Raw genomic sequence first — 22,706 nt, 5'->3', positions numbered from 1 at the left:
TGCCGCCCATGTTCCTTCCCTATTATAAACCTGACCCCTCGGGGTAGCAACACAAATAGAGGAATTGAAAATAGGTTATTCATTACATATCAAACGCCATCATAACAACCTTGAGCGAATTCGCGAAGAGGAGTATACTGAAAGAGTGAACGAAAAGGAGGGTGACCTATGATTACAATCAGCGACTCAGCTGCAGAACGTTTGAAAGAAATGCTTGCTGAACAGGAAACGCCCAATATGTTCCTTCGACTGGGTGTCACTGCCGGCGGCTGCAGTGGTTTTTCATATGCAATGGGCTTTGACGATCAAGAAACGGAAGCTGACGTGTACATGGACCTGCAGGACATGAAAGTCGTTGTCGAGAAGGACGATCTGAAGTACCTGAACGGTCTTGAAATCGACTTTGAGGAATCCGGCATGACCGGCGGCTTCACCATCCACAACCCGAACGCCACCGTCACTTGCGGCTGTGGTTCGTCATTCCGTACGGCAACGGATGCGGGCAAACCGAACGAGGAGCCTTGCTAATCAGCGGGTTTTTAGCGTTAACGGTTTCGGATGTGACGATCGGAAGACTTGCGGAAGCTAGGCGCCATGATTGCGGTATGCACCGATAAATACGCAGACCTCAATCGCGATATGGAATAAAACACAACCCTAAAATTAGCGTTTTGGGATTGTGGATCACGGCCTTTATGACGGTGTATAACCGTTATGGAGGTCGTTTTTTATAATAAAGTTATATAACTAAATGAAGGGGAATCCTGCTCATGAGAAATAAGGTTATCGCACGGTTACTCCTATTTTTGGTTTTAGTAGGATGCGCGGGGGAGAAGAATCTCTTCCATATTGAAGGGACCGTTGAAGAGATAAATCTAAAGGAAGCATGTATTTATGTAGACGGCTTTTGGTTACCGGTAAAAAATGCGGAAACTTATCATGTTGGTGATGTGGTCTTCGCAGAAGTTGAGAGTAAAGCAGAAGGAGACCAATATGACCCCGAGAAAATCACGGTCAATAAAATAGAAATTAGAGAACCATTCAATAAATAAACTCGATGGTTGGGCTTCCTTTCCAAGAACATAAAAAAGCAGCCAACTCCGCGATAAGGAGAGGCTGCTTTTTGGGGTTCTTCCTATTCAGACCGGGAAGAAGAAGGTATCGTTCAGCATCAGCACGATCATGCCGGCGGCCACAAGCGAAAATACGATGCAGCCCGCTCCGAGCCCTCTGCGCTTATCCTTGATGAACTTGAAGCCCATGACAAAGATAAGAACGGTGATGGCTGCCAGGGCAACCGACATGCCGACAATGGCAATCCAGTACAATATTTCAAACAACGCTGCCAAGGTGACAAAGCCTCCTTTATAGGTATCCATGGTGATGGATTTAATACGGACAAAGCTCTGTTCTTACTATACGATAGATCACAGCATTTGCAAAGGGAGGCTGCCGCGAGGCAGCAAGAACCTCGATTATTAGGCATACCATCACGGACAATCATCCAAGACAAAGCGCGGATAGGGGAATAGGATAACGTATGTCATGAATAAAAGGAGGCGAAAGCAGCATGGCGGGAAGACAACTGGCCAGCAAGTGGCTGAAGACGGAAGCGCTGCTGACCGATCCGCAGGTTGCTCCCTACATTCCGGCTACCCAGTCGTATGGAGGGGATACCCTGGTCTCAATGCTGGCCGAACACGAAATGGTCGTGATTAAGCCGATTATAGGAACCGGTGGTAACGGAGTCATCCGAATACAAAAAGACGGAACGGGATACTTGGTAACCCATAAGAGGCGTACTGTTCATGTAGATACATTGAATTCCCTGTTATACGTACTGAGCAGGATGAGGCTGAGACGGCGCTACATGATACAGCAGGGCATTCATTTGGCTAGAATTCAGGGACGTCCGCTGGATTACCGTGTAAAGGTAGTCAAGGATCGAGGGAGATGGGAATTCCGGGCCATGCTTGGGCGGCTCGCGAGCCCAGGGCTTTTTGTGACGAATATTTGTAAAGGGGGGACGCTGCTTCGTTGTGGTCCTGCACTCCGGCTGTCACTGCCCCACATTAATGCGAGGGAAAAGCGCAATGAAATGCGCCAATTAACCAGGCAGTGCATAACGATACTGGAATCCCGCTTTCCAGGAATCGGGGAGCTGGGGTTTGATTACGGACTAGACAACGAGGGTAAGATTTGGATTTTGGAGGTAAATACAAGACCAAGCTGAATTTTTTGTTTAATTTTCCCAATTTGAGACGTTTATATGATTTTTTAATAGGGTAATAAAAAAATAACCACAATCTACCGATATTATAATTGATCAATTTTTTTTATAGTAGAAGTTCCCTATATCCTGTGTATAACATTTATCCCCATAATCCACTTTGATATGACCCTGTTTTTTACACTTACCAACAAATTATACACAGGATTTCCACAAGAGGTTGTGGATAAGCGAACAGTTGTTCCGTTTTAGCATGTCTGATATGATAGATTCAGGAAATTTGAGGAAGGGGTGTGAGAGGGATGGCTATGTTGACGGATGAGATGCTTCTCGATTCCTATCATATGGCTGTTGAGTTGAAGTTGGAACGAGAGTTCATCACTCTACTGCTAGCCGAAATTCATAAACGGAACTTGGACACCGATTCCGGCAGCATCCTGCATTAATCAGATTTTTCGTATATAGAATAGATAACTTACGACATGATACGTATATAATGTGGGAGCTTTCAACCAAGTTCTACATATGGTTTGAAGAATAGAAAAGGTATCTTCGGTTCCAGGGCGGGTGTAACCCCTTTCGGAACGAAGATACCTTTTTTTCTATGAATATGGATGTAGATGAAGTTAAAAATTCTAGCTGCCTTTACAATTTCATGTTACTGCTGTGGCCCGGTGCCAATCTGGCCTCAGGATCGAAGTAAACCTTGGCATTGTTCACGGCGGTAGGTGCTTCACCAAATCCAACAGCGATCAGTTTGACCTTGCCCGGATAGGTGGTAATATCGCCGGCTGCAAAAATGCCCGGGATACTTGTTTCCATACGGGAATCCACCACAATGGAGTTGCTTTCAATGGCGATTCCCCATTCGGAGATCGGACCGAGAGAGGACACAAATCCGAAATTGACAATGACATCGTCGACTTCAATCTCCTGCGTCTCTTTGGTCTTAATATGTGAAAGCGTAACCTTCGTAATCGTATCTTCACCATGCAATTCGGTGATCTCGGTTGGTGTAATGATGTTCACCTTCGATGCCATGAGCTGCTCCACACTATGTTCATGGGCACGGAATTTGTCACGGCGGTGAACCAGTGTAACCTGCTCGGCGATGGGCTCGATCATGAGCGCCCAGTCTACCGCGGAGTCGCCGCCGCCGCTGATGAGAACCTTCTTGCCTTTGAAGCGGCTGAGGTCGTTGACGAAATAATGAAGGTTGGTCTTTTCGTATGCTTCTGCCCCTTCAATCTCCAGTCGACGGGGTTGGAACGCTCCTACACCGGCTGTAATGATAACAGCTTTGGCGTGGTGTTCACCCAAATTCGTTTTTACGACAAAATGACGTTCTTCGAGTTTTTCCACAGCTTGTACTTTCTCTTCAAGACGAATGTCCGTTTTAAAAAGCTCCATTTGGGCGGACAGATTGTTCACAAGCTCTTGAGCGGTTACTTTCGGAAAGCCTGCTACGTCATAAATATATTTCTCAGGATACAGCGCAGCCAATTGGCCTCCAAGCTGAGGCATGCTCTCGATAAGTTTTACCGAAGCTTGGCGCATTCCGCCGTAAAAAGCAGCAAACATACCTGCAGGTCCGCCACCGATAATCAAAAGATCCGTCATATTGCTGTCTTGTGGCATCGTTGTCATGCGGTAAGCACCTCCATAAAATGAGTTTATATTCGAATCAGACAGACGTTCTTGTCCGGATAAAGCTGATTCACGAATTCCTTACCTATTATAATCGTCCCGAAGCGGCATGAAAAGACGAGAAATGAGTTAAAATACCTAACATTGGAATGGATACGCTTACTTAGTAAGTAAGGGGATAAATGGCGGAATGATTTGCACATTATATGGCAAAAAATTTCTTGATATTTGCATAGTTTATGCATATGATTAACGTGATAACTTGTGTTCATTACAGGGTAGTCCTATATATTGTCAACTGTAGCCGAAGTAAGGAAACCTTAGTGTTACAGCTGTTTTTGAACCTTAATGAACCATCAGGTCAAATGTTGAAACGGGCTCTGATTAGGGCTCTTCTCTTTTTTTGGATGCAATTTCACAGAATGTTAACATGTGCACCATACTGTATATATAAAGAGTAAGCTGGAAGGAGCAATAGAATGAGCAGCATACCGAAGATCGTAATCCTTGGCGCGGGTTACGGAGGCATATTGACAGCGCAGCGGCTGCAAAAAGAGCTGAATTATAATGAGGCCGATGTTACATTGGTGAATCGCCATGATTATCATTATATTACAACGCATTTGCATATGCCGGCAGCAGGAACAGACAGCATTGAGAATACCCGGGTATCCATTTCCAAGTTGATCGACGAATTCAAAATCGACCTGGTCAAATCCTCGGTTCAGGAAATCCGCCTTCACGATAAGAAGGTTATTCTTGAAGATGGAACATTATCCTATGACTATCTTGTCATTGGACTCGGCGGAGAGCCGGAAACCTTCGGGATTCCAGGACTCGCAGAGCATGCGATGACGATCCGAAGCATCAACTCGGTACGATTGATACGTGAGCATATTGAGTATCAGTTTGCTTTATATAAAAATGAGCGCAGACCGCAGGAGCGCATTAACTTTGTGGTTGGCGGAGCCGGATTCAGCGGCATCGAGTTTGTAGCCGAGCTGGCGGACCGCATTCCGAGACTGTGCAAGGAATACGACGTCGATCCGACGCTGGTGAACATCTATAATGTCGAAGCCGCTCCTGCCGCGTTACCGGGGTTTGCACCGGAACTGGTGGAGTACGCCATGAGCGTTCTTGAGAAGAAAGGCGTTACCTTCAAGATGGGCATTGCGATCAAGGAATGCCTGCCAGGCGGAGTCGTTCTGAACAATGGCGAAGAGATCCGGGCGGCAACGGTGGTATGGACCGGCGGCATCCGCGGGAACCGTCTGGTGGAAGCAGCCGGTTTCGAAACGATGCGAGGCCGCGTCAAGGTTGATGAATACTTGCGTGCTCCCGGATACGAGAACATTTATATTATCGGCGATAACTCCCTGATTTTTAATGAGGAAGGCAGACCTTATCCGCCAACCGCCCAAATGGCGATGCAGCAAGGCGTGTGCTGTGCCCAAAATATCGTTGCGGCAATTCGGGACAAGTCGATGCGCAAATTCGAGTTCCATAACAAAGGCACGGTAGCTTCTCTTGGACGGGGCGAAGGCATTGCGGTTGTCGGGGATAAGAAATATCAGGGATGGAAAGCGGCCCAGCTGAAAAAGTTGGTGGATCTGCGCTACCTCTTCATTATTGGAGGGATTCCGCTCGTCCTGAAAAAAGGCAGGTTTCTATAATGAGACACTGCAGCGTTCAAGTACGGGGGCTGCTCACCAGAGATGAGCTGGATCGTTATAACGCTCTCATGGAGGTAGGCTCCTATCTGGAGTCGCAGGAGCGGTACGATCTGGCTTACACCATTCAGCAGGAGGTCGACATTCTCATACTTCCTGCTATTGAGCGGCTCAAGGATAAGGGGCGTGCCCGGGACCGGGCGACGGCTGAATATCTTGAAACCTTGCGCAAGCAAGAGCAAGATGAAGACGACGGTGAGGAATAGAAGAAGGGATGCTCTCGTGTTGAGAGTATCCCTTTTTTGACATTATAAGTTTTTTGGGGTCCCCGCAAAGTATTTGGAATAAACATCGTAGCATAGGCTCCACTTTGTGGGGATATTTTGTACATGCTGTTTATGCAGAAGGAATTATACCTTCATTAAATCTGTAAATGAAGCCTGATCGAGCAGGTTGCCGACATAGAACGGACCGAACTCGCCGAAACGCGCACTTACTTCGTCAAATCTCATTTCGTACACGAGCTTCTTGAACTGAAGCGCGTCGTCGCTGAACAAGGTTACGCCCCATTCCCAATCGTCGAATCCAACGGAACCGGTGATGATCTGTTTGACCTTGCCGGCATAACCGCGGCCAATCATCCCGTGGCTCTTCATCATGGATTTGCGCTCGTCCATGCTGAGCATGTACCAGTTGTCCGACAAATCCCGCTTTTTGTTCATCGGATAGAAGCAGATATGCTTCGATTTTGGCAGGGCCGGCTTCAGACGGGCAATGACATGCGGATTCTGCATCGGATCCTCATCGGAGGAGCCGGCCAGGTAGTTGCTCAGCTCGACAATGCTTACATAAGAATAAGCCTTGGTGGTGAACTGGGCGAACGTTGTTTTGTTAAAGGCGTTCTCGATCGCGTTCAGCTCTTCCAGCGTCTCGCGCAAAAGCATAAATACAAAATCGGCTTTCTGACCGACGATGGTATATACAGCGGTACTGCCTTTTTGGGCAGCTTCGACGGCATCCCATTCCTCGCGGAATGCATTCAGCTCGTCCAGCGCAAAAGCACGTACTTCTTCATCTGCAGCTTTCCAGGCCGGCCAATTGATGGTGCGGAAATCGTGCAGCGCATACCAGCCCTCAAGCGTCATTGCAGCTTCGTTCATGTGATCACTCCTAAACGTTATGTTCGTTATAATTGAAGCGGATGGCCGCTTGCATTAACTTCCTATATTGTACTGTAAGCGCAGTCGGAAGGGCAAACGCCGACACAATGTATTCACGATTGTTCGTTGATCTGTGACATTATTTTTAGTAAACTAGCTATTAGCTAAAGCTTGGTGTGCTGTTTCTTGCTGCAATAGAGTAGAATAGCTGCTACGCGTAGGTGATAAAGAAGAGGTGAAAACAGCGATCATGCTTCAATTTATTCCTGTGCTCGTGCTGATGATTTTGTTTTTTGTCATGATGTTCGGTATCGGTTTTATCCTAAATATGTTGATGAAGACGACCTGGTTTCCTTGCTTTCTGTTCGTGATTGTCATTTTGCCGGTCGTTGTATACAGCTTGTGGGATCGGGGCCAAATGTCGTTCTGGACTCACGTGGGATCCTTCCAACTGGTGGATTACTTAACGGGAGTTGCAGGTCTGATTGGTGCCTACATGAGCGGATGGACCATTAAGACATTGCGTATTAAAGGCTTTAGAATGTTTTAACGCGCTTGGCGCAAATTGAATGTAGTGTTGATGGCGGCTCTGCAATACCTGGGGGCCGTCATTTATTATTTTGTGGAAGCATGCAAATGGCGGGTGCAAGAATTCCAGAATTTTTGATGCGAAAGAACCGACTTCGAGACGACGGATTTATGATAGAATAGAGGAAGTCTATTTTTGGGCGACAGGGGGAGCATAAACGATGCGCATGACTAATTTTTTACATTTTACCGAGAACCACCGTTACTGCGTATACCGTGACTTCTGTTTAAGCGGCCTGGATGACAAAATGCTTGGTTCGATTTATCAACCGATGGTTGGCGCGTTTGCTGTCAGTCTGTACCGTCTTCTCGTATCGCATGTGCCGGTGGAGAAGGTGGGTTACTCGGCTATTGAACAGCAGCGAAGATTATTCTTGACATTAGGGCTTGAGCCTAGTGAAAAAGGACGCCGATTTCTCATTGAGCAAACCTCGAAGCTGGAAGCGGTAGGTTTACTCCAGACAAGCCGGATGTTTGTCCCGGAAACGGATGACCATATCTATGAATATGAGCTGCAAGCACCGCTCAGTCCAGCGGAGTTCTTTAACACTCAGCATCTGACACTGCTGCTTCGCGACAAGGTGGGGAAATTCGCCGTGCTGTCGTTAAGAGAAGAGCTTTGGAGCAAGGAACCCCTTGAATGGTCCGGTATTTCCTTCAACAAGGAGAACATTTCGGTTCCCTTTTATGATATTTTTGAGCTGAACACGCATGTCATTGATTATGAACTGGAGCAAGCGCTGGAAGAGGTCGCGGTGTCACGGAAGTCCACGGCGCCGCCAAATCCGCAAGGAGAAGGTCTGAACTATGCGGACATTATTCTCCGTTTCCCGCGTGAGTCCCGTAATCGGGTCTTTGTGGAGCGTCTTCGCTACGACCACGAGCAGATGGGCATCGTGAATTACGTGGTGCGGAAATACGATCTCAGCACGCAGGATTTGTGCCGCCTGTTGGACGAGGACGGCATATTTACCGAGCATGGCGAGGTCGTGCTGGATGATCTTCAGCACAAGGCCAGTCTTCACTTTAGGCAGGGAATGAAGATGCAGGAGAAGCGGCAGATTACGGCAGGCAAGGTCGTTGCCTTGCGGCAGGAGATGACGGCCGATCCGGAAGAGCCGGCACAGGAGCATGCGGTAGAGATGGAATACTATGTAGAGGTTCCCACTCAGTTCCAATCGAAGTGCGATATCCACCAATATAATATGATGCTTCGCAACGAGCCTTATACCCGGCTCCTGCAGACCTTCTTCCCGGGCTCGGTTCCAGCGCAGTTCCTGGACATTTTCGAAAAGATTGATCTGAGTTACAAGCTGCCGGGTGAAGTCATCAACGTACTCATTCATTATTTAATGTCACTCATGGCCGCAGGCGGCGAGCAGCGCATCAACCGCAATTTCGTGGAGGCCATTGCTTCCAATATGCTGCTGAAGCAGGTGAACAGCTATGAGAAAGCTGTTCAGTATATACGCGATCAAGCCAAGATGAAAGGCAAGCAGAAGGCGACCACACAACGTACGCGTACATACGCTAAAGGCGGAAAGGTGAAGCCGGAAATTCCAGTGGCTCTGGAATCCGATCAGGCGGAAGCCGTATCGGATGAGGAATTCGAAGAAATGATGCGATTTGCGGCAGAAATGCAGGCTGGCAGCAAGAAGGGCGGATAAAGAATCCTGCTTAAGAGAGGAGGGAACTAGTGATGGAGTCCCTTGGTGAACTGCTGGAAAGCATGAAAAGTCCTGCGCTCCGGCGCAGAACCGAGCAGATTATGGAAGATTTGCTCAGGAATCCTCTGATTCAAGCATTGCGGAGCGAATACCCGGAGATCGATGACCGGGTCATTCGTTTGAATTTAAGCAAACTGTACCAATATGCGGGAGATCAGGCCCACTGCAAGGCATGCCCGGGTCTGGACCGGTGTCCGAATGATTTCCAGGGACATTTCAGCAAGCTGGATATCCAGCGGACGAACGGAACCGTGGAGATCTATGAGCGGAAGGCGCCGTGTCCCCTGCAGATTGCGAAGACCAATGAGGATCAGATCAAAAAACGGATCCGTAGCTTTTATGTCGATGAGCATGCCTTGAACGAAGGTTATGACAACATGGAGATTATGGCGAAGGACCGCTTGCGGGCACCTGCGGTGCACCAGGTGTTTAAGTACATCCGGGATACGAAGGAGAATGGATTGTCTCCGCGCGGCCTGTATCTCACCGGTTCGTTTGGTACGGGCAAGACCTACCTGATGGGCTACCTAATGCATGAGCTCGCGAAAGCAGGCCATTCGGGCGTTATCGTGTATATGCCTGATTTCGTGGAAGATCTGAAGACCATGATGCAGGACGGACAGAAGCTGAAGGACATGGTGGAGACGATGAAGCATTGCGATCTGCTGATCTTTGACGATATCGGAGCGGAGAATTTGAATCCGTGGGTTCGGGATCATGTCCTCGGCTCCATCCTGAATTTCCGGATGAATCGGCTGCCGACCTTCTATACGTCGAACTATCCGCTCGACGGGCTTGAACAGCATCTGAGCTTCACGAGCAAGGATGGCGAGGAGCTTCACAAAGGTCAGCGCTTGATGAACCGGATTGCGCCTTTTGTGGATGTCGTTCATCTATTCGGGGAGAACCAGCGAGGTAAATTCTAGTATTGCAAGCAAGCTTCCTTTGGACCCCCCCATGAATTGTAAAAAGTCTGATCCCGTTAGCGTATGGAACGCGGCAGGGATCAGACTTTTTATTTACGCACAAGGAGTCATCAAGTATTAGCCGACCAAGAACTTGATAATGACGAATCCGAAAAAGATGATGGTCATGAAACCAAACATCCCCACGAAGCCCATCATCAAATCGCCAAAGTCATTGCGTGGTTCTTCATTGATGTGCTCCCGTGGATCGTTAACGCGTACGTTTACATCCATGGTGCTTGCCTCCTCAAAAGGTGAACATGCCGTGCCAACTCGAAAAACTTGACAGTCACCCGACTTGTTACTAGTAGTATACCCAATGCGCAAATCATTTGTAAAGATTGCATAAAAATCCCGTGAAATCCTCTTTCTTTAGGTGAGTATATTTCACTTTTTCCGGCCGATTGTGGTATACTAAATTCGTCGACCCATTCGACAATTATGATTCGCACTATACCTGATCTTATCCTGTGAGGAGGAGAATACAATGGCTATCGTCAATGTTACCGACCAAACCTTCGTGAATGAAGTTGAAGGTCAAGGAACGGTTGTAGTTGATTTCTGGGCGCCATGGTGCGGCCCTTGTAAAATGCTTGCTCCGATTCTGGACGAATTGTCTTCAGAACTCGGCGATGATGTAAAAATTGCTAAGGTGAACGTGGATGAGAATCCGGAATCCGCAGCACGTTTCGGCGTGATGAGCATTCCGACCATGATTTTCTTTAAAGACGGCCAGCCTGTCGATAAAGTGGTAGGTCTGAACTCCAAAGAAGCCTTGAAAGGCATCATTGCAAAACATCAATAAGCAGGCTTGGTCCTAGACCGCCATCTGCTTTCATACAGCGCCTTCGGTGAAACCCGGAGGCGCTTTGTGTGGTTATTCATAGTGTTTTATATTTATGGTTAATACTATATAATCTCCTTGGAGAGGAGGGACAGCATGGACGATTTTGCCAAACAGCTTCAGGAGCAGGAGAAGGCGCTGGAGAATATTCGCCACAAGCTGGCATTGCTGCCGGACCAGCCCGGCTGTTACTTGATGAAGAATCATGAAGGCACGATTATTTATGTGGGCAAGGCCAAAGTCCTGAAGAACCGGGTACGATCTTATTTTACCGGAAGCCATAACGGGAAGACCCAGATGCTGGTTTCGGAAATCCGCGATTTCGAATACATTGTAACCGGCAGCAACATGGAAGCATTGATTCTGGAGTGCAACCTGATCAAAACCCATCAGCCGAGATTCAACGTGCTGCTGAAGGATGATAAAACCTATCCATATCTTAAAATAACGAATGAAGAGCATCCCCGTCTGGAAGTGACCAGAAGGGTGCTTAAAGATAAAGCCAAATATTTTGGCCCCTACCCCAATGCTTATGCGGCACAGCAGACCAAGAAGCTCCTGGACCGGATGTACCCTTTGCGCAAATGCGGCGTCATGCCGAAAGAAGTGTGCTTGTACTATCATATGGGGCAATGCTTGGCTCCATGTGTGAAGGAGATTCCAAAGTCTGCATATGAGCAGATCACCGGGGAGATTACTTCATTTCTGAGCGGTGGGCATGAGGAGATCAAGAAGGAGCTGCAGCGCAAGATGCAGGAGGCCGCGGAGGATTTGTATTTCGAGCGAGCCAAAGAGCTGAGGGATCAGATCATCCATATTGATACGCTGATGGAGAAGCAGAAGATTACGACGACGGATACGCGGGACCGCGACGTATTCGGTTATGCTGTGGATAAAGGCTGGATGTGCGTGCAGATTCTGTACATGCGCCAAGGGAAAATGGTGCAGCGCAACAAATCCGTTTTTCCGTTCTACGGCGATGCGCACAGCGACTTTATGTCTTTTATTGCCCAGTATTACAGTGATAATCCTGCATTGCCGCAGGAAATTCTGCTGCCTGAGCCTCTGTTGATAGAGCAGGCTGATTCGGAGCCGGTTACGGGAACGGCTGCGGATGCAGGTGTGCGAAGCCCAGAGGAAGCCGTGGATTCGGCGAATCCGCTTTCCGCAGGGACATTGGATGCGCAGCAGGCTGCCCTTGCCCAGGCACAGGAGGAGCAGGCGGAAGCTGCGGGCATCGTGGATGCAGCCGGAGGGGCTGCCGCCCTGCAGGAATGGCTCGGCGTGAAGGTGCATGTGCCGCAGCGAGGCTTGAAGAAGCAGATGGTGGGCATGGCATCGGATAATGCGAAGGTGTCCTTGGACGAGAAATTCCGCTTGATTGAACGCGATGAAGAACGCACCTCGGTTGCCGCGGCAAATCTGGGCGAAGTGATCGGCCTCCAGTCGCTGAACCGGATCGAGGCATTTGATAACTCGAACATTCAGGGGACCAATCCGGTATCGGCCATGGTTGTATTTACCAATGGGAAACCGGACAAGAAGGAATACCGGAAGTACAAGATCCGTACCGTGCTGGGACCGGACGATTATGATACGATGCGTGAAGTCATCCGGCGGCGGTACGAGCGCGTCTTGAAGGAGAACTTGCCGCTTCCCGATCTGATTGTGGTCGATGGAGGGAAGGGACAGATTTCCGCCGCCATCGATGTGCTTGAGAATGAGCTGGGGCTGTTTATCCCGGTCTGCGGGCTTGTGAAGGATGCCAAGCATAAAACAGCGCAGCTCATGGTCGGAGACCCGCCGGAGCCGGTTACGCTTCCCCGGGACAGCCAGGAGTTCTATTTGCTGCAGCGCATTCAGGATGAGGTTCACCGGTTTGCGATTTCCTTCCACCGCGAACAGCGCGGCAAATCGATGGTATCCTCCAAGCTGGATTCCATCCCGGGCATTGGAGAGAAGCGCCGCAAGCTGCTGTTAAAGCATTTTGGCTCAGTCAAAAAAATAAAAGAGGCTTCAGTCGAAGACTTCAAGCCTCTTTCAATTGGTGAGAAATTAGCAACGGAAATTCTTAATGCACTTCGTGAGGAGGAGTCGTGACATACGGCTTCTCTTTTTTTGTTGGATTGAAACGGTAAATCGCATAGGCGACCATCGCCGGAAGCACCATGTAGAAAGCACCCATCAGCAAGTTGCTGGTATCCTTGAGCAGGATCAGGCTAATGCCCATCAAGATGCTATTAAAGATGACATGGGAGAACATGGCCGCCAAATACCCGTATTTCAAAAAGATGTAGCTGAACAGCAAGCCGATGATAACCAGTTCAATGGGCCGGGAAATTACAGGGTATATCGGATAGAGTGTATGCCCGAGGGCCCAAATGATCGAGGTGATCAAACTGGCCACGAACGTATTGCGGACGATCTTTTTCAGCATTTTGATGCCGAACAGCCGATAGACGGCCTCCTCGGATATGCCGGCCAGCCAGGCCATCAGCGGAAAGAGCCAAGGATAGAGCATGTTGTAAGGCGACTGTGTGGCATCCGTAGTGGACCATGTATTCAAGGTCAGGCCCAGAACGACAAAGATAATGGATTGGACCCCAAGCAGGATGAAAGCCCACATATACCCCAGCTTCATGCTGTCCAGCACATAATGACCGTATCCGGGTTCTTTGGCGCGCGGCCATGGATTGAGCCCGTCTTCTTTGAGCCATAGCCCGCTGCCCCCGACAAGGGAGAAATAGAGCAGAGCTGAGAAGATGAGCGAATAGACCGCATAGAAAATCATCATCCCGAGTATGCCGGTTTGCGACATCCCCTCGGATTTGAAAACGGGAATCAGATTGTACGTATTCAGCATCTGAATGACAAACAGCAGCGCCGATAGGAACAGGCCGCGCTTAAACGACGTGTAGGCTCTGGTCTTCACGCTGTACACAATCGCAAGTATGCCAAGGATGAGGGTGAACAGGCCATACCCTGCGAGCGTCAGCAGCGTGGCATCTTGGGTCTGCTTGTTGACATAGGCGGAATGGGCGGCCGGGACCGAAAAAGATGGCTCATAGGAGCGTAATTTCCCCTGCTCGAAGGTGAAACGGTGCTCCAATCTGGAATCGCCGATCTTGGATTCCGGATCCACATACCGGAGCCGGGGTTCCCCTTCCCGGGTAACCAGCTCCAGTTGCGAAGGATCATAGCCCGCTCGCTGGAGCCAAGGCTCCGCAAGAGCCTGCTTCTCGGCTAATGACATGCCGTCCTCAACAACAAGCAGCATCCGCCTTTGTACATCGCCCTTGTTCAGCTCAATCCGGTCATAGCTGGAGCGGGTGTAATCGTATGAGAAGCCGACGATGCCTGAATTTTGCATGTGCACGTCCACGTTGAGGGCATCGCCGCCCGGCTCGCTGAAGCGAACGCGGTATACGTCATAGGGATATTTGGCTTCATAGGTTTTGTTGTATTCCGAAAGTCTTTTTTCCTTCGCCAGATATCCGTAAAGTTCCGATTTGGATTGATATGTAACCAGCGTGTCATCCGTTTTTGCAGCCGTAAACTGCAAAAACTCCTGAGCAAAGCTTGAAGCCGCTTGCCGAGCCTGCTCCTTGGATATGATATTCGGAGATGCCATCTCGGTAGAATCCGAATTCGTCGACGGAAACACCTGAAATAATAGGAACAGAATCAGGCCGACTGCGGCAGGCGCGATGAGCTGCTTCAGATTGGGCTTCAGCTTCAAGGGCTCTCTTGCACGATTCATGAAATTCCTCCTCTAAGAAAGTTGATACTCCCACTGGTATTCGATATGCCTGATTAAGAACGCATAGAGTCAATATAACATAGTTATGAAAGTCATAAGCAGCTTATCCCAATATCCGGAATAATGAAACAAATCGATGAAAATGAATGAAAGGTTTCGAAAACGTTAGAGAACCCTATGCTTGTATTCTTGAATATGCCCAATTCGCGCTCTTTTAAAGATATTTTGGGTGAAAAACGGCATTGGGTTACGTACCGGATTGCGTTATAATCACATCATGCTTCAAGGAACCGAATATTCCAGCCGAATTTCGTACTGAAAATGGGGGAACCATGTAATTGGGGTGAATTTCATTATTCCCAGAATAATGAATAGGGCGACCTGTGAAAATGCCCGAATCCGTCAGCTAACCTCGTAGGCTGCAGCACAGGAACCAGACCGTAAAGGGCACTGCGTTTTCCAGTGTCTTTTTTTCTTGATTTTTTTTAAGAAGGTGACCGATTGAACTCTAAATTGAACTGGCTCAGGTTGTCTCCGCCGCAGATTCTCGTGCTTGGTTTCGCGGCTATTATTTTCATCGGGACGGCGCTGTTAATGCTGCCGATATCCACAAGTACAGGTGAACCGCTGGAATTTATCGATGCCTTGTTCACTTCGACATCGGCAACTTGCGTAACGGGTCTGGTTGTAGTGGATACAGGAACGACATTCAGCTCCTTCGGAGAGATCGTGATTATGCTGCTGATCCAGATCGGCGGGCTCGGATTCATGACGATGGCCACTTTGTTTGCCTTGGCTCTCAAAAGGCGCATATCGCTCAAGGATCGCCTCATTCTGCAGGAAGCGATGAATCAGTCCTCGATGGAAGGAATCGTAAGGCTGATTCGCAGAGTGCTCCTGTACTCCCTGATCATCGAGGCCTGCGGTGCCTTGATTCTATCGATCCGCTGGGCGTTTGATATGCCGATCGGCCGAGCAATTTATTATGGCGTTTTTCATGCGGTCACGATGTTTAACAACGCCGGTTTCGATTTGTTTGGCGATTTTCGGAGTTTGACCGGGTATGTCTATGATCCTGTAGTCAACGTTGTCGTGATGTTTTTGATCGTCTCGGGCGGCATCGGTTTTATCGTATTATCCGATCTGATTGATTTCCGGAAACAGCGGAGACTTTCCTTGCACTCCAAAGTGGTGCTCACCATGACGGCTACCTTGCTGCTGGTTGGATTTATCGTCATTCTTATTTTTGAATTCACCAATCCGAGGACGCTCGGCTCCCTGAATTGGGGCGGAAAATTCTTCGGCGCATTATTCCAATCCGTAACGCCGCGTACAGCTGGCGCGAATACTATAGATATTACGGGGCTTAGACAGGCCACGCAATTTTTTATCGTTATTCTGATGTTTATCGGAGCATCCCCAGGGTCAACCGGGGGTGGTATCAAAACAACAACCTTCACCATTATGGTGGGGGCGGTCATCGCCATGATGCGCGGGCGTGAAGACATCGTCATGTTCCGTTATCGCCTGGCCCAGGAGCGGGTGCTGAAGGCACTAACCATTGCATTACTGGCACTGCTGCTCGTTCTGACCGTATCGATGATTCTGTCGACGACAGAGGAAGGGGACTTCCTGGAGATTCTATTCGAAACGACGTCCGCCTTCGGTACGGTGGGTCTCTCCATGGGCTTAACGCCCGATCTGACGGTGTTCGGGAAGGTTTTGATCAGCATTACGATGTTTGCAGGACGATTGGGGCCTTTGACGCTTGCTTATGCACTGGGGCCAAAAAAGGGTAAAGAATTATATCGTCATCCGGAAGGCAAAATGATTATTGGATAAGGAGTACAGGAGAGACATGAAACCAAAGCAATTTGCAATCATCGGTTTGGGACGATTTGGCGCCAGCCTGGCGCTTGAGCTGATGGAACAGGGATATGAGGTCCTCGGCATCGACCGCAATGAAGAGGTTGTCGAGGATATGAGCGAGCTGCTGACACACACGGTGGTAGCGGATGCTACCGATGAAGAGGTGCTTAAATCGCTCGGTATCCGTAACTTCGATTGCGGCATTGTTGCGATCGGAAACGATATTCAGATGAGCATCTTATCCGCCATCTTGTTGAAAGAGCTTGGTGTCACCATGGTCGTTGCCAAGGCGATTTCGGTGCTGCACGGCCGGGCGCTGGAGAAACTGGGCGTGGACCGGGTGATCTTTCCGGAACGGGATATGGGGATCCGGGTAGCTCACCAGCTGGTCACGCCCAATCTGCTTGACTATATCGAATTATCCAAGGACTATCTGATTGTGGAGATGACGGTCACGGACTGCATGGACGGAAAAACGCTTAGCGAGCTCAATACGAGGGTTCGTTACGGTGTCAGCGTGGTGGCCCTGAATAAACAATCCGGCATCATCGTAGCGCCGACAGCCATGGACGTGGTGAACTCCGGCGACATTATGGTCGTTATCGGTTCGAATGATAATGTGGATCGCTTTGAGTCTGAGGTCGTGAATATGCTCGAAAAATAAATATAGAAGAAAAAAACCTGACGGTCATGCATATCGTCAGGTTTTCTTGGTTTTATCCTCCTCCAGCTTACGGAACAGAATTTCCGTTTCGTCAATCCAGCGGCTGGCTGCCTTGCTTAAATCCGAGGCTTGGCCGTAGATCAGCGAAGTCGTCCGCCGGGTTTCAATGAGGGCCGGAATATGAATGTCGACAAGCCCGTTGTCGGATAGCAGCTGCGGCCTGAGATAGGATTTGGGCAGAAGTGCGGCCGCCTTGCAGGTCGGGATGAGCCTGACGATCGCTTCGAAGGAGTCGATCTCCATGCGGATATCCGGCATAATGCCCCAGCGGTGGAACAGGTCATCCGTCAGCTTGCGATACCAGGTTCCAGTCGAGAAAATGATCATCGGCAAGCCTTGGAGCTGCTCGATTCCAACATCGTCGAGCTCCGCCAGCGGATGTGAAGATGGGATGACAAGCTCCAGATGGTCATCAAACAACGGGATGCAGTTTAATCCGGGCTGGTTGATGGAGGAGGCGACAATGCCGACATCGACGCGTTTATCTCTTACATAAGAAACGATTTCATGGGTCTTACCGGTAATCAGCTTGATTTCGGCCGCGGGATGTCGCTCCATGAATGCGTTAACGAGCGGGGGCAAGGTCGTCTGAAGGGTGGTCAGGCTGGCTCCCAAGTTGATCGAGATCTGATCCCCCTCCCGGTAATGGGCCAACGTCTGCATGAATTTGATCTGCTGCTGCCGCTGCTCCAGGGCAAAGGTGTAGACGATCTGTCCGATGGAGGTAAGCTCCAGCCGTTTGCCCCGGCGGTTGAACAGCTGCAGCCCGAGCTGGTCCTCCAGCTTGGCTATTTTCCGGGACAGGGCCGGCTGGGACAAGTTAAGCAGCTTGGAGGCCTGGTTTATGCTGGATTGCTCTACAACGACGGCGAACATGTCCAGTTCTTCGAACATGGAATTCCTCCTATATAAAATAGACATGCGTGCAAAACATTGCTTATGCGTATAGATTATAACGATTAATAATTATATTGCAATTCCATTATAAGAAAAAAAGGAGTAACATGAAACATGACACAAGTTGTTCACACGATTGCCGAAATCGGCAGCTTTTTGTCGTTGCAACGGTTTAATGCTAGTTCATAAAGGTCGGTTTAGATGCCGAGTGGCTTCCTGATTCACTTCGTAATCCAAAGCGGGCCTTGTGAACAACCTCTTTAGGACAGGGTAAGTGTAATTGTTCTGAAAATAGGAAAGATTGAAAATGAAAACGCTGCACATTGGAAAGGGGAACGTCAACTGATGAAAGGGTATTATTCCAGAAAGCTGCATTCTTTACTCGGTGTCATACCGCTTGGAGCATTTTTGCTCAGCCATATGATTTCCAACTTTAAGGCTTTCGAGGGTGGAAAGGAAGGCTTCGCAAGCGCGGTCCATTTTTTGAACAGCATGCCGCTGGTATTTTTCCTCGAGCTGTTCCTGATCTGGCTGCCACTGCTATATCACGGCGTCTACGGGTTATACATTGCTTACCAGGCGAATAACAACGTGGGCAATTACAACTATGAACGGAACATCCGCTTTACCATCCAACGGATCACCGGCGTTATTACGTTCGTTTTTGTTATCTGGCATATGTACGATACGCGTTTCCAAATCATGATCGGCAAAATCACGCATGACGATTTGGGCGCCACGATGCACGGCATCATGAACAATCCGGTTCTGTTTGCTCTGTACGTCATCGGCGTTGTTTCCGCAACCTTCCATTTCGCTAACGGCCTGTGGGCGTTCCTCGTCAGCTGGGGCATTACCGTCGGTCCGCGCGCGCAGAAGGTATCCACTTACATCTGCATGGGCTTGTTCGTATTGATGAGCGTGCTGTTTGTTCTTGCCATGACAGCATTCCGCGGCTCCGAATTCCAGGCGGCGACGGCAGCGATCGATGTAGTTAAGACAGTCTTAAGTTAAGGGGAGTGAACGAAAAATGGCATCTAATATTATTGTAGTGGGCGGCGGCCTCGCCGGGCTGATGGCAACCATCAAAGCGGCAGAAGCAGGAGCTCACGTTCATCTATTCTCACTTGTACCTGTTAAACGCTCTCACTCCGTGTGTGCGCAAGGCGGCATCAATGGCGCCGTGAATACGAAAGGTGAGGGTGACTCTCCTTGGGAGCATTTTGACGATACGGTGTACGGCGGCGACTTCCTTGCGAATCAGCCTCCGGTCAAAGCGATGTGTGAAGCGGCTCCGGGCATTATTCACTTGATGGACCGCATGGGCGTTATGTTTAACCGTACGCCGGAAGGCCTGCTCGATTTCCGCCGTTTCGGCGGAACGAAGCGTCACCGGACTGCGTTTGCCGGCGCAACGACCGGACAACAGCTGCTCTATGCGCTTGATGAGCAGGTTCGCCGCTGGGAAACCGCGGGTCTTGTGACCAAGTACGAGAACTGGGAGTTCCTGAATGCGATCATCGACGACGAAGGTGTATGCCGCGGTATCGCTGCTCAGGATCTGCGCTCGATGGAGATCAAGTCGTTCAAAGCTGAAGCAGTCATTCTCGCAAGCGGTGGTCCTGGTATTATTTTCGGAAAAACGACCAATTCGGTGATCAACACGGGAACAGCGGCCAGTGCCGTTTATCAGCAAGGCGTTCATTATGCCAACGGCGAGTTCATCCAGATTCACCCGACAGCCATTCCAGGCGATGACAAGCTCCGCTTGATGTCGGAATCGGCACGCGGCGAAGGCGGACGGATCTGGACCTATAAAGACGGGAAGCCATGGTACTTCCTCGAAGAGAAATACCCAGCTTACGGAAACTTGGTGCCGCGCGACATCGCTACGCGTGAAATCTTCTCCGTCTGCGTCGATATGGGACTTGGCATCAATGGCGAGAACATGGTCTACCTCGACCTCTCCCATAAAGATCCGAAAGAACTGGACGTGAAGCTTGGTGGCATCATTGAAATCTATGAGAAATTCATGGGCGATGATCCGCGTAAAATCCCGATGAAGATCTTCCCGGCAGTCCATTATTCCATGGGCGGCATGTGGGTCGATTACAACCAAATGACGAACATTCCGGGGCTGTTCGCAGCCGGAGAATGCGAGTATCAATACCACGGTGCGAACCGTTTGGGAGCGAACTCCCTGGTCTCCGCCATTTACGGCGGTATGGTGGCCGGACCGAAGGCGATTGAATATGTCAAAGGCCTGAAGAAGTCCGCTGAGGATGTTTCCTCCACAGTATTTGATCGCGCTGCGAAAGAGCAAACGACCAAATACGAAGGCCTGCTCAAGATGGAAGGAACCGAGAATGCTTATGTGATCCATAAAGAGCTCGGCGAATGGATGACCAACAACATGACGGTGGTTCGCTACAATGACAAGCTTGAAGCTACCATCGGCAAAATCAAGGAATTGAAGCAGCGTTACCGCAATATCAATATGACGGATACCTCCAACTGGAACAACCAGGGCGTGGCTTTCACGCGCCAGCTGTGGAACATGCTGGAGCTGTCCGAGGCCATGACGCTGGGTGCGCTTCTCCGGAACGAAAGCCGTGGGGCTCACTATAAGCCGGAATTCCCTGATCGTAACGATGAAGAATTCCTCAAGACAACCAAAGCGACCTGGACGCCTGATGGACCGCAAATTTCATACGAAGAAGTGGATGTTTCCTTAATCCCGCCGCGTATTCGCGACTATTCGAAAGACAAGTAAGAAGGAAGGGGGATTTACGATGTCTCAAACGACAGCCGCCTCAAAGAGCGTTAAGTTTATCATTACACGTCAGGACAATCCGGAGACGAAATCCTATACTGAGGAATTCGAAATTCCGTACCGTCCCGGCATGAACGTTATAAGTGCGCTGATGGAAATTCAGCGCAATCCCAAAAATGCGCAGGGCCAAACGACCGCACCTGTATGCTGGGACTCCAACTGCCTTGAAGAAGTGTGTGGAGCTTGCTCCATGGTCATTAACGGCAAGCCGCGCCAAGCGTGTGCGGCTCTGATCGATAAGCTGGAACAGCCGATCCGAATTCAGCCGATGAAGACTTTCCCGGTTGTGAGAGACTTGGTAATCGACCGCAGCCGCATGTTCACGGCGCTTAAGCGCGTGAAGGCGTGGATTCCGATCGATGGCACCTACGACCTTGGCCCCGGACCCAAAATGGCGGAGAAGAAGCGCCAGTGGGCTTACGAGCTGTCCAAATGCATGACATGCGGTGTATGTCTTGAGGCTTGTCCGAACGTCAACGAAAAAACGGATTTTATCGGACCAGCCGCCATTTCCCAAGTTCGTTTGTTCAATGCTCACCCGACAGGCGAGATGAACAAGGAAGAGCGTCTGGAAGCGCTAATGCAGGACGGAGGCATCGAGGGCTGCGGCAACTCGCAGAACTGCGTGCGTTCTTGTCCGAAGGGCATTCCGCTGACCACGTCGATTGCGGAAATGAACAAGGATACAACCAAACACCTGTTTAAGCGCTGGCTTAGCGTTTAATCGGTTAATTTTAACACCAAGGCGTCTGACCGGGGCATGGCTTCGGTACAGGCGCTTTTTTGTTGTATGATAGAAATCATGTGTTTTTTTAGGATATTGAAATCGAGGTGAGTTACTTGATCATTGAAAGACCGATTACGATAAAAGATATTAGCGATGACCTGGTTGCTCTGGGCGTAAGGAAGGGAATGACCCTGCTGGTTCATTCCTCGCTTAAGAGCCTTGGCGGATGGATCGTCGGCGGTCCGGAGGCGGTTATACTGGCACTGGAGGGCGTACTGGGCGATGAAGGGACACTGGTGATGCCGACGCAGTCTGCGAACTTAACCGATCCGAAGACATGGGGGAATCCTCCGGCCGACCCGAAATGGTGGGATCTGATCCGCGAAGGCATGCCTCCCTATGATCCGGCTCTGACCGTCACATCAGGGATGGGGATCATACCGGAAGTGTTCCGCAAGCAAGAAGGGGTCATCCGAAGCCTACACCCGCATGTTTCGTTTGCTGCACGCGGCAGGGATGCGAAGGCGCTTATGCAACCCCATTCGCTGAATTACGGCTTGGGAGAAGTCTCGCCGCTGGCGCGTTTATATGAAGCTGGGGCCTACGTGCTTATGCTGGGCAGCGGCTATGCCAATAATACATCCTTCCACCTTAGCGAATATCGCGCGGACTGGGCAGGCAAGAAGGTGGTGACCGCGCACGCGCCAGTACGCAGGGTACAGGGAATTACAGAGTGGGAGGCATTCCAGGATATCAACTATCATTCCGACGATTTTGAAGCGATTGGAGCCTCGTTTGAAGCGCAGTGCCCCGGTGCATATAAGCATGGCCGTGTAGGAAAGGCAGACTGCGTATTGGCTGAACAGCGGACCATGGTGGACCATGCCGCGCAGTGGTTGGAGAAGAACCGTTAGATGCTAAAGCAGGCAGTTGCACGGCTCTCGTTCGTCTCGCATGCGTGTTTTGGCGCTATTTTTTAATGAGGGCTGGGCCGGACATGAACGTTGTATAAAGTGAGCAGGGGCGAAACTACCAGCGACCTCCAGGTGCATAAATACCGTTACA

At 49.7% G+C, this 22,706-nt stretch carries 23 protein-coding genes and 1 riboswitch; of the genes, 17 read left to right on the top strand and 6 right to left on the bottom strand.

Annotation, left to right across the window (positions count from 1 at the left end; all coding sequences use genetic code 11):
* Positions 1-168 precede the first annotated feature (168 nt).
* Together AC0VZ8_RS28700 and AC0VZ8_RS28695 are read left to right on the top strand one after the other, a co-directional pair.
* Positions 169-528, top strand: a complete 360-nt coding sequence (locus tag AC0VZ8_RS28700; protein ID WP_071222399.1) for a HesB/IscA family protein — start codon at positions 169-171, stop codon at positions 526-528.
* A 242-nt stretch (positions 529-770) separates the two neighbouring features.
* Positions 771-1,052 carry a hypothetical protein gene (locus tag AC0VZ8_RS28695; protein ID WP_475485205.1) on the top strand — a complete coding sequence of 94 codons (282 nt, stop codon included), beginning with the start codon at positions 771-773 and terminating at the stop codon, positions 1,050-1,052.
* A gap of 87 nt (positions 1,053-1,139) precedes the next feature.
* Here the strand turns inward: AC0VZ8_RS28695 and AC0VZ8_RS28690 are convergent, their stop codons facing one another.
* Positions 1,140-1,349 (bottom strand): hypothetical protein, encoded by a 210-nt coding sequence (locus tag AC0VZ8_RS28690; RefSeq protein ID WP_071222401.1) that lies wholly within the window; start codon positions 1,347-1,349, stop codon positions 1,140-1,142.
* A gap of 221 nt (positions 1,350-1,570) precedes the next feature.
* Here AC0VZ8_RS28690 and AC0VZ8_RS28685 point away from each other — a divergent pair, with 221 nt between their 5' ends.
* Complete coding sequence (locus AC0VZ8_RS28685) at positions 1,571-2,233, top strand: YheC/YheD family protein (protein WP_194544537.1); 663 nt, start codon at positions 1,571-1,573, stop codon at positions 2,231-2,233.
* 299 nt (positions 2,234-2,532) lie between these two features.
* Entirely contained in the window at positions 2,533-2,676 is a 144-nt protein-coding gene (gene sda / locus AC0VZ8_RS28680) for a sporulation histidine kinase inhibitor Sda (protein WP_006212600.1), read from the top strand.
* 199 nt (positions 2,677-2,875) lie between these two features.
* Here the strand turns inward: sda and AC0VZ8_RS28675 are convergent, their stop codons facing one another.
* Complete coding sequence (locus AC0VZ8_RS28675) at positions 2,876-3,877, bottom strand: NAD(P)/FAD-dependent oxidoreductase (RefSeq protein ID WP_071222403.1); 1,002 nt, start codon at positions 3,875-3,877, stop codon at positions 2,876-2,878.
* A gap of 479 nt (positions 3,878-4,356) precedes the next feature.
* On the opposite strand from AC0VZ8_RS28675, the gene AC0VZ8_RS28670 reads away from it, so the two are divergent.
* Both AC0VZ8_RS28670 and AC0VZ8_RS28665 read left to right on the top strand, forming a co-directional pair.
* Entirely contained in the window at positions 4,357-5,550 is a 1,194-nt protein-coding gene (locus AC0VZ8_RS28670; protein WP_071222404.1) for an NAD(P)/FAD-dependent oxidoreductase, read from the top strand.
* Positions 5,550-5,813, top strand: a complete 264-nt coding sequence (locus tag AC0VZ8_RS28665; RefSeq protein WP_071222405.1) for a hypothetical protein — start codon at positions 5,550-5,552, stop codon at positions 5,811-5,813. The genes AC0VZ8_RS28670 and AC0VZ8_RS28665 overlap by 1 nt, the downstream gene beginning before the upstream one ends.
* 144 nt (positions 5,814-5,957) lie before the next feature.
* Here the strand turns inward: AC0VZ8_RS28665 and hemQ are convergent, their stop codons facing one another.
* Complete coding sequence (hemQ, locus tag AC0VZ8_RS28660; RefSeq protein WP_071222406.1) at positions 5,958-6,707, bottom strand: hydrogen peroxide-dependent heme synthase; 750 nt, start codon at positions 6,705-6,707, stop codon at positions 5,958-5,960.
* Positions 6,708-6,957: 250 nt separating this feature from the next.
* Here hemQ and AC0VZ8_RS28655 point away from each other — a divergent pair, with 250 nt between their 5' ends.
* The 3 genes from AC0VZ8_RS28655 (at position 6,958) to dnaI (ending at position 9,948) form a co-directional block, all read left to right on the top strand.
* On the top strand, positions 6,958-7,257 hold the full coding sequence (locus AC0VZ8_RS28655; protein WP_015737411.1) for a YuiB family protein: 300 nt from the start codon (positions 6,958-6,960) through the stop codon (positions 7,255-7,257).
* A gap of 199 nt (positions 7,258-7,456) precedes the next feature.
* Positions 7,457-8,962 carry a replication initiation and membrane attachment family protein gene (locus AC0VZ8_RS28650; RefSeq protein WP_071222407.1) on the top strand — a complete coding sequence of 502 codons (1,506 nt, stop codon included), beginning with the start codon at positions 7,457-7,459 and terminating at the stop codon, positions 8,960-8,962.
* Positions 8,963-8,994: 32 nt separating this feature from the next.
* On the top strand, positions 8,995-9,948 hold the full coding sequence (dnaI, locus tag AC0VZ8_RS28645; RefSeq protein ID WP_475485204.1) for a primosomal protein DnaI: 954 nt from the start codon (positions 8,995-8,997) through the stop codon (positions 9,946-9,948).
* Between the two features lie 117 nt (positions 9,949-10,065).
* Here dnaI and AC0VZ8_RS28640 read toward each other — a convergent pair whose 3' ends face one another.
* Positions 10,066-10,221: a hypothetical protein gene (locus AC0VZ8_RS28640; protein ID WP_006212594.1), complete on the bottom strand. Its 156-nt coding sequence runs from the start codon at positions 10,219-10,221 to the stop codon at positions 10,066-10,068.
* Positions 10,222-10,474: 253 nt separating this feature from the next.
* On the opposite strand from AC0VZ8_RS28640, the gene trxA reads away from it, so the two are divergent.
* Positions 10,475-10,792: a thioredoxin gene (trxA, locus tag AC0VZ8_RS28635; RefSeq protein WP_009592891.1), complete on the top strand. Its 318-nt coding sequence runs from the start codon at positions 10,475-10,477 to the stop codon at positions 10,790-10,792.
* A gap of 135 nt (positions 10,793-10,927) precedes the next feature.
* The gene (uvrC, locus tag AC0VZ8_RS28630) at positions 10,928-12,931 is read left to right on the top strand and encodes an excinuclease ABC subunit UvrC (protein WP_475485203.1); all 2,004 of its coding nucleotides are present in this window, start codon (positions 10,928-10,930) and stop codon (positions 12,929-12,931) included.
* On the opposite strand, the gene AC0VZ8_RS28625 is transcribed toward uvrC, so the two are convergent.
* A complete protein-coding gene (locus AC0VZ8_RS28625) occupies positions 12,903-14,591 on the bottom strand; it encodes a CPBP family intramembrane glutamic endopeptidase (RefSeq protein ID WP_475485202.1) in 1,689 nt (562 codons plus the stop codon). The genes uvrC and AC0VZ8_RS28625 overlap by 29 nt on opposite strands.
* Before the next feature lie 291 nt (positions 14,592-14,882).
* A riboswitch (cyclic di-AMP (ydaO/yuaA leader) is annotated at positions 14,883-15,027 on the top strand.
* A 65-nt stretch (positions 15,028-15,092) separates the two neighbouring features.
* Here AC0VZ8_RS28625 and AC0VZ8_RS28620 point away from each other — a divergent pair.
* A complete protein-coding gene (locus AC0VZ8_RS28620) occupies positions 15,093-16,433 on the top strand; it encodes a TrkH family potassium uptake protein (protein WP_475485201.1) in 1,341 nt (446 codons plus the stop codon).
* Between the two features lie 16 nt (positions 16,434-16,449).
* Positions 16,450-17,124 carry a potassium channel family protein gene (locus tag AC0VZ8_RS28615; protein ID WP_260067996.1) on the top strand — a complete coding sequence of 225 codons (675 nt, stop codon included), beginning with the start codon at positions 16,450-16,452 and terminating at the stop codon, positions 17,122-17,124.
* Between the two features lie 36 nt (positions 17,125-17,160).
* Here AC0VZ8_RS28615 and AC0VZ8_RS28610 read toward each other — a convergent pair whose 3' ends face one another.
* Complete coding sequence (locus tag AC0VZ8_RS28610) at positions 17,161-18,078, bottom strand: LysR family transcriptional regulator (RefSeq protein ID WP_071222412.1); 918 nt, start codon at positions 18,076-18,078, stop codon at positions 17,161-17,163.
* A gap of 348 nt (positions 18,079-18,426) precedes the next feature.
* Between AC0VZ8_RS28610 and AC0VZ8_RS28605 the strand changes: the two genes are divergently transcribed.
* The 4 genes from AC0VZ8_RS28605 to AC0VZ8_RS28590 all read left to right on the top strand — a co-directional run bounded on the left by AC0VZ8_RS28605 (position 18,427) and on the right by AC0VZ8_RS28590 (position 22,555).
* Positions 18,427-19,095, top strand: coding sequence for a succinate dehydrogenase cytochrome b558 subunit (locus AC0VZ8_RS28605; protein ID WP_071222413.1), 669 nt, complete (start codon positions 18,427-18,429; stop codon positions 19,093-19,095).
* Positions 19,096-19,111: 16 nt separating this feature from the next.
* Positions 19,112-20,854, top strand: a complete 1,743-nt coding sequence (gene sdhA / locus AC0VZ8_RS28600) for a succinate dehydrogenase flavoprotein subunit (protein WP_475485200.1) — start codon at positions 19,112-19,114, stop codon at positions 20,852-20,854.
* A gap of 19 nt (positions 20,855-20,873) precedes the next feature.
* Positions 20,874-21,638, top strand: a complete 765-nt coding sequence (sdhB, locus tag AC0VZ8_RS28595) for a succinate dehydrogenase iron-sulfur subunit (protein ID WP_071222415.1) — start codon at positions 20,874-20,876, stop codon at positions 21,636-21,638.
* A 116-nt stretch (positions 21,639-21,754) separates the two neighbouring features.
* Complete coding sequence (locus AC0VZ8_RS28590; protein ID WP_475485199.1) at positions 21,755-22,555, top strand: AAC(3) family N-acetyltransferase; 801 nt, start codon at positions 21,755-21,757, stop codon at positions 22,553-22,555.
* The last annotated feature ends 151 nt before the right edge of the window (positions 22,556-22,706 follow it).

It is taken from the genome of Paenibacillus sp. QJM3NY_38, assembly GCF_056173265.1.
This window is presented reverse-complemented; position numbering and strand designations above follow the sequence as displayed.